This is a genomic window from Kribbella sp. NPDC049227, from assembly GCF_043197265.1.
Taxonomy (GTDB): Bacteria; Actinomycetota; Actinomycetes; order Propionibacteriales; family Kribbellaceae; genus Kribbella.
Window position 1 is genome coordinate 49,479 of the sequence record NZ_JBICST010000009.1, and the last position, 12,342, is coordinate 61,820.

Annotated in this window: 12 protein-coding genes; 4 read left to right on the forward strand and 8 right to left on the reverse strand. The window is 68.8% G+C overall.

Features of this window, described 5'->3' with window-relative positions:
• Positions 1-22 precede the first annotated feature (22 nt).
• The 3 genes from alr to ACGFH6_RS36760 are packed head-to-tail and all read left to right on the forward strand — an operon-like array spanning position 23 to position 2,780.
• Complete coding sequence (gene alr / locus ACGFH6_RS36750) at positions 23-1,159, forward strand: alanine racemase (RefSeq protein WP_393393734.1); 1,137 nt, start codon at positions 23-25, stop codon at positions 1,157-1,159.
• Positions 1,156-2,121 (forward strand): D-alanine--D-alanine ligase, encoded by a 966-nt coding sequence (locus tag ACGFH6_RS36755; protein WP_393393737.1) that lies wholly within the window; start codon positions 1,156-1,158, stop codon positions 2,119-2,121. Before alr ends, ACGFH6_RS36755 begins: the two co-directional genes overlap by 4 nt.
• Positions 2,118-2,780 carry a M15 family metallopeptidase gene (locus ACGFH6_RS36760; protein WP_393393740.1) on the forward strand — a complete coding sequence of 221 codons (663 nt, stop codon included), beginning with the start codon at positions 2,118-2,120 and terminating at the stop codon, positions 2,778-2,780. Before ACGFH6_RS36755 ends, ACGFH6_RS36760 begins: the two co-directional genes overlap by 4 nt.
• Here the strand turns inward: ACGFH6_RS36760 and fdhD are convergent.
• The 6 genes from fdhD to ACGFH6_RS36790 form a co-directional block, all read right to left on the reverse strand.
• Positions 2,723-3,574 (reverse strand): formate dehydrogenase accessory sulfurtransferase FdhD, encoded by an 852-nt coding sequence (fdhD, locus tag ACGFH6_RS36765; protein WP_393393743.1) that lies wholly within the window; start codon positions 3,572-3,574, stop codon positions 2,723-2,725. The two genes, ACGFH6_RS36760 and fdhD, sit on opposite strands and share 58 nt — an antisense overlap.
• Entirely contained in the window at positions 3,562-4,818 is a 1,257-nt protein-coding gene (locus ACGFH6_RS36770; RefSeq protein WP_393393747.1) for a molybdopterin molybdotransferase MoeA, read from the reverse strand. The genes fdhD and ACGFH6_RS36770 overlap by 13 nt, the downstream gene beginning before the upstream one ends.
• Complete coding sequence (locus tag ACGFH6_RS36775) at positions 4,815-5,033, reverse strand: formate dehydrogenase subunit delta (protein WP_393393750.1); 219 nt, start codon at positions 5,031-5,033, stop codon at positions 4,815-4,817. The genes ACGFH6_RS36770 and ACGFH6_RS36775 overlap by 4 nt, the downstream gene beginning before the upstream one ends.
• The gene (gene fdhF / locus ACGFH6_RS36780) at positions 5,030-7,852 is read right to left on the reverse strand and encodes a formate dehydrogenase subunit alpha (RefSeq protein ID WP_393393753.1); all 2,823 of its coding nucleotides are present in this window, start codon (positions 7,850-7,852) and stop codon (positions 5,030-5,032) included. Before fdhF ends, ACGFH6_RS36775 begins: the two co-directional genes overlap by 4 nt.
• 76 nt (positions 7,853-7,928) lie before the next feature.
• Positions 7,929-9,467, reverse strand: coding sequence for a formate dehydrogenase beta subunit (locus ACGFH6_RS36785; RefSeq protein WP_393393756.1), 1,539 nt, complete (start codon positions 9,465-9,467; stop codon positions 7,929-7,931).
• Positions 9,464-9,958, reverse strand: a complete 495-nt coding sequence (locus ACGFH6_RS36790) for an NAD(P)H-dependent oxidoreductase subunit E (RefSeq protein WP_393393758.1) — start codon at positions 9,956-9,958, stop codon at positions 9,464-9,466. Before ACGFH6_RS36790 ends, ACGFH6_RS36785 begins: the two co-directional genes overlap by 4 nt.
• Positions 9,959-10,083: 125 nt before the next feature.
• On the opposite strand from ACGFH6_RS36790, the gene ACGFH6_RS36795 reads away from it, so the two are divergent.
• Positions 10,084-10,584, forward strand: coding sequence for an SRPBCC family protein (locus ACGFH6_RS36795; RefSeq protein WP_393393761.1), 501 nt, complete (start codon positions 10,084-10,086; stop codon positions 10,582-10,584).
• A gap of 6 nt (positions 10,585-10,590) precedes the next feature.
• Here the strand turns inward: ACGFH6_RS36795 and ACGFH6_RS36800 are convergent, their stop codons facing one another.
• Entirely contained in the window at positions 10,591-11,673 is a 1,083-nt protein-coding gene (locus tag ACGFH6_RS36800; protein WP_393393764.1) for a TRAP transporter substrate-binding protein, read from the reverse strand.
• 213 nt (positions 11,674-11,886) lie between these two features.
• Positions 11,887-12,309 carry a MerR family transcriptional regulator gene (locus ACGFH6_RS36805; protein WP_393393766.1) on the reverse strand — a complete coding sequence of 141 codons (423 nt, stop codon included), beginning with the start codon at positions 12,307-12,309 and terminating at the stop codon, positions 11,887-11,889.
• Positions 12,310-12,342: the final 33 nt, after the last annotated feature.

A 12,342-nucleotide genomic window follows, 5' to 3' on the forward strand; every position in this document is an offset into this window, starting at 1 on the left:
GCCAGAAACAACAATGGCGGTCATGAACCTGGTTCAGTCTCGCCACCGCCCGGCGACACGTGGGATTGCCGGGCTTTCCGAGGCGGTCGTCGACCTCTCGGCTGTCCGCGACAACGTCCGGACCTTCCGGCGGCTCGTCCCGCAGGAAGTGATGGCGGTGGTGAAGGCGGATGCCTTCGGCCACGGCGCCGTACCGGTGGCCCGGGCTGCGGTCGAGGCCGGGGCGACCTGGCTCGGTGTGGCTCGCGCCGACGAGGCGCTGCAGTTGCGCGCGGGCGGACTGACCACTCCGATTCTCACCTGGCTGTACGACGCCGCGGAGCTGATGCTGCTCGGCGACGTCGACGTGGATGTGAGCGTCTCGACGATCGCCGAACTCCAGCGCGTCGCTTCGATCCCATCCGTCCACTGCGTGCACCTCAAGCTGGACACCGGACTGCACCGGGCCGGCAGTGCACCTGACCAGTGGATCGAACTCACCCGTGCGGCGGCGCATTACGAGGCGCTCGGCGCCGTCACGGTCCGCGGGGTCTGGTCCCACCTCTCGCACGGCGACTCCGCCGACGCCGTGCAAAGCCAGAGGCAGCTCCAGCTCCTGCGGACCGGGGTGAGTCTCGCGCGACGGGCCGGTCTGCGGCCGAGCGTCGTACACCTGGCCAACTCCGCCGGTGCGATCACACTCGACGCGCCGGACTGCGACCTGGTCCGGATCGGCGCCGGTCTGTACGGCATCGACGAGACGGGCATCGGGCTGCGGCCGGCGATGCGACTGATGAGCAAGCTGGCCCAGGTACGCCGGATCCACGCCGGTGAAGGGGTTTCGTACGGCCACGACTACATCGCGCCGCGCGACACCACGGTCGCCCTGGTGCCGCTCGGGTACGCCGACGGCATCCCACGGGTCGCGGCCGGTCAGGCGAGTGTTCTCTGCCGGGGCGTCCGGATGCCCGTGATCGGGCGGATCGCGATGGACCAGTTCGTCGTCGACGCCGGTGACCTGGCGGTCGAGCCGGGCGAACCGGTGACCATCTTCGGCGACGGCTCCCAGGGTGAGCCGACCGCCAGGGACTGGGCCGGTTGGGCCGGCACGATCCCGCACGAGATCTACTGCGGCATCGGATCCCGGGTGCCCCGACGCTACGAGGAAGGCAGTCGATGAAGGTCGCAGTCGTCATGGGTGGCGCGAGCCCCGAACACCAGGTCTCACTGGCGAGCGGCAGAGGTATCGCCAAGGCGGTCGAGATCCTCGGCCATACAGCGATCCCGCTGGTGATCGATGCCAAGGGCAACTGGGTGGACGGGCAGCACGAGGCGATCGAGATCCTGCAGGCCTGCGACGTCACCGTCCCGGCCCTGCACGGCGAAGGCGGCGAGGACGGCACCCTGCAGGGATTCCTCAACCAACTGCAGGTCCCATACGTCGGCAGCGGCGTCGCGGCGAGCGCGGTCGGTCTGGACAAGCACCTCACCAAGGCGGTCCTCAAGGCCCACGGCATCGCGGTCACTCCGGGCGTGACACTCAGCGGACCGGATCTCACCGACACCGAGGCCGCGATGCAGACGATCAAAGCGGCCGGCCTCGACTTCCCGGTGTTCGTCAAGCCGGGCAACGGCGGCTCCAGCTACGGCGTGACTCGGGCGACCGACCTGGCCTCGCTGGCGCACGCGATCGCGGACGCCGCCGACCTCGATCCGCACGTACTCGTCGAACGGGAGATGGTCGGCCGGGAGATCGACCTGGCCGTGCTGCAGTTCCCCGACGGCCGGGTCGACACCGCGCCCGCGCTGGAGATCCACAGTGATCCGTCCCAGCCGTTCTTCAACGCGACAGCCAAGTACGACAGCGGCGCCACGCGTTTCGTCGTACCGGCGCCGCTGGATCCTGCGTTGGCCGAGCGGCTGCGACGTACGGCGATCGAGGTGTTCGAGGTACTGGGATGTGAAGGGCTGGCCCGGGTGGACTTCTTCATCCCGGCCGACGGCGAGCCGGTGGTCAACGAGATCAACACGTTCCCCGGGTTCACCCCGGCGTCGCAGTTCCCACGGATGTGGGCGGCGGCCGGGATGAGCTACGCCGACGTGGTCGACACCCTGCTGCGGACGGCGGTGGCGAACGGATGACCGTCCTATTGAGTGACGAGCGGATCACCACGATCCCGGTGGTGGAGACCGGCGAGCCGCTGGTCGACCTCTACACCCGTGGCATCTCGACGCCGAACCAGCAGTTCGCTCGCGAGAGCGTGGCCGACCGGCTGGCGGTAGCGGACACCTTCCTACCGGCAGGGATTCAGCTGCACGTGGTGGAAGGGCTGCGGCCTATCGAGAGCCAGCAGGAGATCTACGACGGCTACCGGGCTGAGCTCGAGCGGCTGCACCCGGGCATCTCCGATCACGACGTTCACGTGCTCGCGAGCCGGTTCGTGTCCCCGGTCGAGGTGGCGCCCCATGTTGCCGGCGCCGCGGTCGACCTCACGCTGATCGGCGCACACGGCCCGCTCGACCTGGGTACGCCGATCGACGCGACACCCGAGCAGAGCAACGGCGCGTGCTTCTTCGACGCGACCAACATCAGCAGGGAGGCGCGGACCAACCGGGCGTTGCTGGCCGACGTACTGTCCGCTGCCGGGCTGGTGAATTACCCGACCGAGTGGTGGCACTGGTCCTTCGGCGACCGCTACTGGGCATTCCTCGAAGAGCGCGGAGAGGCGCTCTACGGACCGGCTCAGGCTGGTGAGGTGAGCCTTTCGGCCGCGGTCGTGATGCGGTCCGGGCGGGTGTAGACGTTCATACTGCCGTTGCGGATGAAGCCGGCCAGGGTGATCCCGGCCTCCTCCGCCAGATCGACTGCGAGGGACGACGGCGCGGAGACGGCGGCGAGGACCGGGATGCCTGCCATCACAGTCTTCTGCGCGAGCTCGAACGACGTACGCCCGGAGACGACCAGGATGCAGCCGGTGGCCGGGATCATGCCGCCGAGGACGGCCCAGCCGACGACCTTGTCGACGGCGTTGTGGCGGCCTACATCCTCGCGGACGACCAGCAGCTCGCCGGTTGCTGTGAACAGGCCGGCCGCGTGCAGGCCGCCGGTCCGGTCGAACACCTGCTGCTTGGCCCGCAACGCGTCGGGCAGTCCGGCCAGTACGTCGAATGGCACGGTCATCGGATCGTCTGCCGGAGAGAACCGTGTCTTCACCCGGACCGCGTCCAGGGACGCCTTGCCGCAGACGCCGCAGGACGAGGTGGTGTAGAAGTTGCGCTCTACACCGGCGAGGGGCGGCGGTACGCCGGGCGCGAGGCCGAGGTCGAGGACGTTGTAGGTGTTGCGGCCTTCGTCGTCGAAGGAGTCGCAGTACCGCGCTTCGCGGATGTCGTCGACGCTGCCGATCACACCTTCGGTGTGCAGGAACCCGTGTGCGAGCTCGACGTCGTGTCCGGGCGTTCGCATGGTGACGGCGAGAGGTTTGCCGTCGACGCGGATCTCCAGCGGTTCCTCGACGGCGATCGAGTCCGGGCGCTTCCGCTCGCCTCCCGGGCCGAGACGCAGTACCGGACGGCGTGCGATCACACGGCCCATGGGCGTGCTCCTGGATCGAGCGGCAGCAGCCTTGCGGCGATCGCTTCGGCTGGTCCGGGGTCGACAACGGCCAGTGCGTCGGCTGCGGCTGGACCTCGGAGCATTGCGGATCCGCCATGCCCAACCGGTACGGCGCCGTACGGCTCGAGGCGGACCGGGACGAGGCGGGTGCTGCGGGGGTGGCACTGGAGGCCGCCGGGGATGGGGGTGAGTGTGAGGCTCGGGAGCGGGAGGCCGCGCATGCGGAGGAGGGCCGAGACGCCGAGGGTGAGGAACGCGACGAGGGCGGCGAAGGGGTTGCCGGGGAGGCCGATGACCAGGCGGCCGTCGGGCAACTGGGCAAGGGCTTGGGGGTGGCCGGGGCGGCAGGCGACGCCGTCGACGATCAGCTCGGCGCCGAGGGCGGACAGCGCCGGGCGGAGGTGGTCGGCTGGGCCGGAGGCGGACGAGCCGGAGACGAGGATGAGCTCGGCGTCTGTTGTGTCGAGGGCGTTGATCAGGTCGGCGCCGGAGTCGGGGAGGTGCCTGACCGGTGCGGGTACGGCGCCGGCGCGTGTGATCAGGCCCGGGAGCATGGGGCCGATGGCGTCGCGGACCCGGCCCGGTCCGGACGGGCCGCGGTGGACGAGTTCGTCGCCGGTGACGAGGGCGGCTACGCGGGGTTTCGGGATGACGGTCAGGCGGTTGAGCCCGACGGTTGCGGCGAGGCCGAGGACGGCCGGGTCGACGGTCACGCCGGCCGGCAGGAGTTGTTCACCGGCCTTGCATTCTTCTCCGGCCCGCCTGATGTGCTTGCCTTCTTCACCTGGGCCGTCGAGGCGGTCGCCGAGCAACACGCTGTCCTCGGACCGCATCACCGAGGTCGCGTCCGCCGGCACCGCGGCTCCCGTCACGATGCCGCAGGCCTCGCCCTCCTCCAACCTCACGGGGTCGGCGCACCCGATGCCTACCTGTCCGACCACGCGCCAGGGTCCGGTGCCCCGCACCGCGAACCCGTCCATGGCCGAGCGATCCACGGGCGGTACTGCAACCGTAGAAACCAGTGGCGCGGCCAGCGTGAGCCCGTCCGCGTCACTCAGACTCCGCGAGACCGCCCCCAGTGGCGTCCCCGCAGCATGAGCCACCTGCCGAGCAAAATCCCAAGAAACCTCAGCCCGCCGCGCCCGAAGCAAACGGCCGGGATCCGATGCCGCAGCCCTGTCCTCTCCAACTTCTTGGAGGGCTGGGTCATGGTCTGTGGTCACTTGGTGGCCAGCTGTTGGGCTGCCAGGGCGGCGATGGGGTCCAGGTCTTCGGCTCCGGATTGGACGTGGGCTATCAGGGCCGCCTTCATGCGCGGGTCCCAGACGGCGTTCATGTGGGTGGCGACCGCGGTGGCGGCGTCCGTGGGTGAGCGGTGGGCGAACTGGGCCGCGATCTCGTTCGCCAGCCGGACGTGCGGGGGCAGTCCGGCGCTCATTGGTTGCCGCCGGCAACGACAGGCTCGCGTTCGGCCCGGGTGTCCACCTTGTCGGGCAGCAGGTCGACCTGGACCGCGGTCACCTTGTACTCCGGGCAGTTCGTGGCCCAGTCGGAGTTGTCCGTGGTGATCACGTTCGCCCCGGTGACCGGGTGGTGGAACGTCGTGTAGCAGACCCCGACCGGCATCCGGTCGGACAGCTTGGCCCGCAGCTCCGTCCGTCCGACCCGGCTCGACAGCGCGACCTGGTCGCCGTCCTCGATCCCGCGGACCTCGGCGTCGTGCGGATGCATTTCCAGGATGTCCTCCGGGTGCCAGGCGACATTCGCCGTACGACGGGTCTGGGCGCCGACATTGTATTGCGACAGGATCCGCCCGGTGGTGAGGATCAGCGGGAACTTCCGCGTCGACCGCTCCGTCGTCGGCACGTACACGGTCTCCATGAACCGTCCCTTGCCGCGGGTGAACTCCTCCTCGTGCATGATCGGCATCCCGTTCGGGAAGTCCACGTTGCACGGCCACTGGATCGACCCGACCTCGTCCAGCTTCTTGAACGAGACGCCCATGAACGTCGGCGTGGTCTGCGCGATCTCGTCCATGATCTGGCTCGCCGAGTCATAGTGCATCGGGTAGCCCATCGCCTGGGCGATCTCGCAGATGATCTCCCATTCCTGCTTGCCGGTCTCCGGGGCCATGATCGGACGAACTCGGTTGATCCGCCGTTCGGCGTTCGTGAACGTGCCGTCCTTCTCCAGGAACGATGTCCCCGGCAACAGCACGTGCGCGAACTTCGCGGTCTCGTTGACGAACAGGTCCTGGACGACGAGCAGGTCCAGAGCACCGAGCGCCGCGAACACATGCTGCGTGTTCGGGTCGGACTGCGCGATGTCCTCACCCTGCACGAACAGACCCCGGAACGATCCCTCGATCGAGGCGTCGAACATGTTCGGGATCCGCAGGCCCGGCTCGTTCAGCAGCGGCGTACCCCAGAGCTTCTCGTAGACCTCGCGGACGCCGTCGTCGGACACGTGCCGGTAGCCCGGCAACTCGTGCGGGAACGAACCCATGTCGCACGAACCCTGCACGTTGTTCTGCCCACGCAACGGGTTCACCCCGACGCCGGGGCGGCCGATGTTGCCGGTCGCCATCGCGAGGTTCGCCATCCCCATCACCATGGTCGAGCCCTGGCTGTGCTCGGTGACCCCGAGCCCGTAGTAGATCGCGCCGTTGCCGCCGGTCGCGTACAACCGGGCCGCCGCGCGGATCTCCTCGGCCGGTACGCCGCTGATGTCGGCCACCGCCTCGGGGCTGTGCTCGGACCGAGCGATGAACGACTCCCACGTCTCGAAGTCCTCGCACCGGTCCGCCACGAACGCGCGGTCGACCAGGTTCTCGGTGACCACGACGTGCGCGATCGCGTTGATGATCGCCACGTTCGTGCCGGGCGCGAGCCGCAGGTGGTGCGCGGCCTCGATGTGCGGTGAACGGACCAGGTCGATCCGCCGCGGGTCGATCACGATCAGCTTGGCGCCTTGCCGCAGCCGCTTCTTCATCCGGGACGCGAAGACCGGGTGGGCGTCGGTCGGGTTGGCGCCGATCACCAGGATCACGTCGGCCTCCTCGACCGACTTGAAGTCCTGGGTGCCGGCCGACTCGCCGAACGTCTGCTTCAGGCCGTACCCGGTCGGCGAGTGGCAGACCCGCGCGCAGGTGTCCACGTTGTTGTTGCCGAAGACCGCGCGGACCATCTTCTGTACGGCGTACACCTCTTCGTTGGTCGTCCGCGACGAGGTGATCGCCCCGATCGCGCCCGGCCCGTACTGCGCCTGGATCTCGCGCAACCGCCGTGCGGTGAACGAGATCGCCTCGTCCCAGGAGACCTTCCGCCACTCGTCCGCGATCGTGTCGCGCACCATCGGCTCCAGCACCCGGTCCGGGTGGCTGGCGTACCCGAACGCGAACCGGCCCTTCACGCAGGAGTGGCCCTCGTTCGCGCCGCCGTTCTTGTACGGCACCATCCGCACCAACTCGTCACCGCGCATCTCTGCCTTGAACGAGCAGCCGACACCGCAGTACGCGCAGGTGGTGATGACGGACCGCGTCGGCATACCCAGCTCGACGACGGACTTCTCCTGCAGAGTCGCCGTCGGGCACGCCTGCACGCACGCGCCGCAGGACACGCAGTCGGACTCCATGAACGAGACGCCCGCCCCGGCCGCGACCTTCGAGTCGAAACCACGGCCCTCGATCGTCAGCGCGAGAGTTCCCTGTACTTCGTCACAGGCGCGGACGCAGCGCGAACACGCGATGCACTTGGACGCCTCGAAGTCGAAGTACGGGTTGGAGGAGTCTGTCGGCAGGTCCAGGTGGTTCGCTCCGGCCTCGACGCCGGAGCCGTAACGGACCTCGCGCAGGCCGGTGACGCCGGCCATGTCCTGCAGTTCGCAGTCGCCGTTGGCCGAACAGGTGAGACAGTCCAGGGGGTGGTCGGAGATGTAGAGCTCCATCACGCCGCGGCGGAGTTTGCCGAGCCGTTCGTTCTGGGTCCGCACGGACATGCCGGGTGCCACCGGTGTCGTGCAGGAGGCCGGCGTACCGCGGACTCCGTCGATCTCGACCACGCACAGCCGGCAGGAGCCGAACGCCTCCAGGTTGTCGGTGGCGCACAGCTTCGGGACGTCGACCCCGGCCTGCTTGGCCGCGCGCATGACCGAGGTCCCGGGTGGGACGGTCACCGCGATTCCGTCGATGGTCAGTTCGACGGTGGCTTCGCCGGGGCGGGCCGGCGTACCGAAGTCGGGTTCCTTGAGCAAGCTCATCCGCGTCCTCGCTTCGCTCCGGGCGCGGATGAGACACAAAGGGCGCTGTATTTGATGATGAACTCGCTTCGCTCGTTCATGCGCCGAAGTCCTTTCGGAAGTGACGGACGGCACTTTGTACCGGCATGGGTGTCAGCCCGCCCATCGCGCAGAGCGAGCCGTCGGTCATCAGTTCACACAGGTCGTCGAGCAGGACGAGGTTCTTCTGCCGGTCCTCACCGGCCACGATCCGGTCGATCGTCTCGACGCCGCGGACGGCGCCGACCCGGCACGGGGTGCACTTGCCGCACGACTCGGCCGCGCAGAACTCGAACGCGAACCGCGCCATCGAGGCCATGTCGACGGTCTCGTCGAACACCACGATCCCGCCGTGCCCGACCATCGCACCGGCCGCCGCGAACGCCTCGTAGTCCATCGGCAGGTCGAACTGCTCGACCGGGAGGTACGCGCCGAGCGGGCCGCCCACCTGGACGGCCCGCACCGGGCGGCCCGACGACGTACCGCCGCCGAAGTCGTTGACCAGTTCGCCGAGGGTGATGCCGAACGCGGTCTCGACGATCCCGCCGCGGGCCACGTTCCCACCGAGCTGGAACACGCTCGTACCGAGCGACCGGCCGGTCCCGTACGCCGCGTAGGCCTCGGCACCCTCAGCCAGGATCACCGGGACAGTTGCCAGCGACAACACGTTGTTCACCACGGTCGGACGGCCGAAAAGCCCTTCCAGGGCAGGGATCGGGGGCTTGGCCCGGACCTGTCCACGCTTGCCCTCAAGGCTCTCCAGCATCGAGGTCTCTTCACCGCAGATGTACGCGCCCGCGCCGACACGGACGTGCAGCTCGAAGGCGAAGCCGGAGCCGAGGACGTCGTCCCCGAGCCAGCCCTCCGACCGGGCGATCTCGATCGCGGCCCTGAGCGTCGCCACCGCGTCGGGGTACTCGGACCGCAGGTACACGTATCCTTCCGAGGCCCCGACGGCGTACGCCGCGATCGTCATCCCCTCGATCAGCGTGAACGGATCGCCCTCGATCAGCATCCGGTCCGCGAACGTCCCGGAGTCGCCCTCGTCGGCGTTGCAGCAGACGAACTTGAGGTCGGACTCGGCGCCGAGCACGGTCCGCCACTTGATCCCGGTCGGGAACCCGGCGCCGCCACGTCCGCGCAGCCCGGAGTCCACCACCGTCTCCACCACCTCGGCCGGCGTCCGTGCCAGCGCCGCCCGCAGTCCCCGCATCCCGCCGTACGACGTGTACTCCTCGGCGGAGAGTGGATCCGTCACCCCGACCCGGGCAAAGGTGAGTCGTTGCTGCCGCTTCATCCACGGCAACTCGTCGACGACGCCGAGGTGAGCGCCGATGTCGCGGACCTCGCCGCTGAGCATCCCGGCCGCGAGCAGGCCATCGACATCCTCAGGCGCGACCGGACCGTAGCCGACCCGGCCTTCGGCGGTCTCGACCTCGACCAGCGGCTCGAGCCAGAGCATGCCGCGCGAACCGTTGCGCACGACCTGCACGTCCTCACCGTGCGCCGCGGCCGCCGTGGCGATCCGCTCGGCGACCTCGTCCGCTCCGACGGAGCGTGCGGCCGCGTCACGCGGGACGTAGACACGAATGGTCATCGGGCCTCCCCGAGAAGGGCGTCGAGTCGTGCCGGTGTCACGCGACCGTGCAACTTCTCGCCGACCTGGACCGCGGGTCCGAGGGCGCAGTTGCCGAAGCAGAAGATCTCGTCGAGGGTGATCCGGCCGTCGTACGTCGTCTCACCGAAACCGCAGCCGATAGTGCGCTTGGCGTGCTCGGCCAGCTCGGCCGCACCGACCGATCGGCAAGCCTCCGCCTGACAGATCGCGACCGTCGTCCTCCCGGCCGGTGCCCGGCGGAAGTCCTTGTAGAAGGTGACCACGCCGTGCACCTCGGCCACGGCGATGTTGAGGACGTCGGCGATGACCGGGATGTCGACCTGGTCGACGTACTCCAACTCCTCCTGGACGGCGTGCAGGATCGGGATCAGCGCACCCCGGAGCCCTCGCAGTTCGGTGGCTATCTCGCGTACTCGCTGGGCACGCCCGGGGACCGGGACGGGGGCTGCGGCCACGACCTCACTCGTCATGTATACAACATTCCGTCGCCAGCATCGCAGGGTCAAAGCAATGCTGCCTATCAGTCGATAGGCAGCATCTATCAAGGCCCGCGGCGAAATGTCGAGGCCGCTCGGGTGAGTACGACGTCCGGGGCATGAACGACTACGGAGTGACCGGTGCGAGCACCGAGGTCCAGGTGGTGTTGAGGGTTCCCGTCGAGCAGGTGTGGGCGGGAATCACGGCCGTCGATCGGTACGGCGAGTGGAGTCCGGAGTGTTACTACGGCGCCTGGCTCGACGACAACCGGCTTGTCGCCGGGGCGCGGTTCGAGGCACGGAACAGGTTTGCGGACGGGTTCGAGACGTACGTGACGTGCGTGGTCACGGTTGCCGACGAGCTGACCAGGTTCGGCTGGGACGTGTACGGCGACGAGGACGAGGCGTTCGCCCACTGGGAGTACGACCTGCGACCGCAAGGCTCGCAGACCCTGGTGCACCAGACTTTCACGCACGGTCCCGGCGACAGCGGCCTGCGGGCGGGCGTCCGCAACGACCCCACCCACGCGGCGCGAATCATCCAGGGCCGGCTCGATCAGCTCGCCGGCAACATGCGCAGAACCCTCACCGCGATGGAGGCTGCCCTCCTGCCTGCCTGATCCCCGTCACGGACACGGATTTGCCACGTCCTCCGCGGGGATCTGGATGGACTGCTTCAGGGTGCGGATGCGCTCGATCTGCGCCTGGGCCTTCGCATCCTTCGCCAGTTCGGCGTACACGGGCTGCACGGCCTTGGTCAGCGCTGCGAGATCCGCGGCGCCGGCCGTGACGATCTTTCCCCCGAGATTGCAGAACGCCACAGCGTTGGCGGTCTCGGTGGTCCGGTTCGTGAGCACCCATTCCTGCAGGTCCTTCACTGCGGTCTGCAGGACCGTCCGGTTGTCCTCCGACAGCCCGGCGTACACCTCGGGGTTGATGACGAGGGTGTTCACCTTCTCGTTGAAGGTGACGTTCCCGGCCGCGGTGGACGGCGCCGGGAGACCGCGGGCCAGGAGGAATCCCGACTCGACGCCGGCCATCGACCCGTCCGCGACGCCCTGGACGAAGCTGCTGTCGGTGATGTCGACCGGCTTCCCGCCGAGCGCCCGGAAGGTCGCCTCGTTGAGTGCGGACCGGGGTGTCCGGATGGTCTGCAGGTTGTAGTCCTCGACCCTCACCAGCGGGTGCCGGAAACCGAACGCGTGCCGCGGACTCTCCGGCAGCAGCGTCAGACCCATGACGCCGGCCTTCTCGAGGCCCGACATCAACTCGGTGGACAGGTCGGAACTCGTGACGATCTTGTCGGCCAGCGCGTCCGATGTGACCAGGAACGGCGCGTTGAGTGCACGGAAGGTGCTCACGCCTTCGGTGTCCCAGGCTCTGGCCGGGACCATCCCCATCCCGAGTTGCTTCTCCTTGACCATCCGGGCGATCTTCTGGTCCCACTCGACGGATTCCTCCCCGGACGCCTGCCAGACCGGATAGAGGAGCAGGTTGCCGTCGGAGCTGGTTCGGACCAGTTCGACCAGCTTCATGATCGCGATCCCGCCAGGACTGTCCGGATCGTCGTCGGCCGTCCCGACCTGGATCGTCACCGGGCTCGCATCGGCCTCGGCCTTGGTCTCAGGTGCATCGTCGCTGCAGGCCACCGCCGCTCCCAGCAGCGCCAGCACCAGCGTGAAAATCCCCAGGCGTCGTCTGGGATTCATGACTCCCCCACCCCCGACGGAGGCTTGGCCGCACTCGGCCGCGCATTTCCGGTGCGCTGTCGATACCCACCGTCACATCGGCCCGTCCTCGGGCCGGTCGCCGCGGCGCTGAGCTGCGCCGGCCGTCACCTCACAGTGGCACGACTCAGATCTCTCCACCACCTCCGGCGATCAGCGATGCCGGAGAGGTGGCGCGGGCGTCTGTGCTGCGGCTCAGGAGGCAGCTGACGCGTCGGTGGGACCGGGGGCTACCCAGAGGCAGTCGGCGGTGCCCTCGGCGAGACTCTCGGTGTAGATGTCGACCTTGTGGGTGATGACGTTCAAACACTCGTTGAGTTCCTGGATCTGCGCGCTGACGTAGTCCTGGTGGCTGCGGAGCAACGCCAGGCGGTCCTGCTCGTTGCCCGGCCCCTGGCGAACAAGGTCGGTGTACTTGCGGATCGTGTCGAGCGGCATCCCGGACGAGCGGAACTTGATGCACATGTCGAGCCAGTCGACGTCGTCCTCGGTGTAGACGCGCCGGCCGTTCGACTCCCGCCGGACCGGGTCCGCGAGCAGCCCCTCCCGCTCGTAGAACCGCAGCGCGTGCACGCTCAGCCCGGTCCGCTCCGCCACCTGCCCGATGCTCAGACCCATGGGCGGCACCCTAACCCGGCAGCTAGACCCACC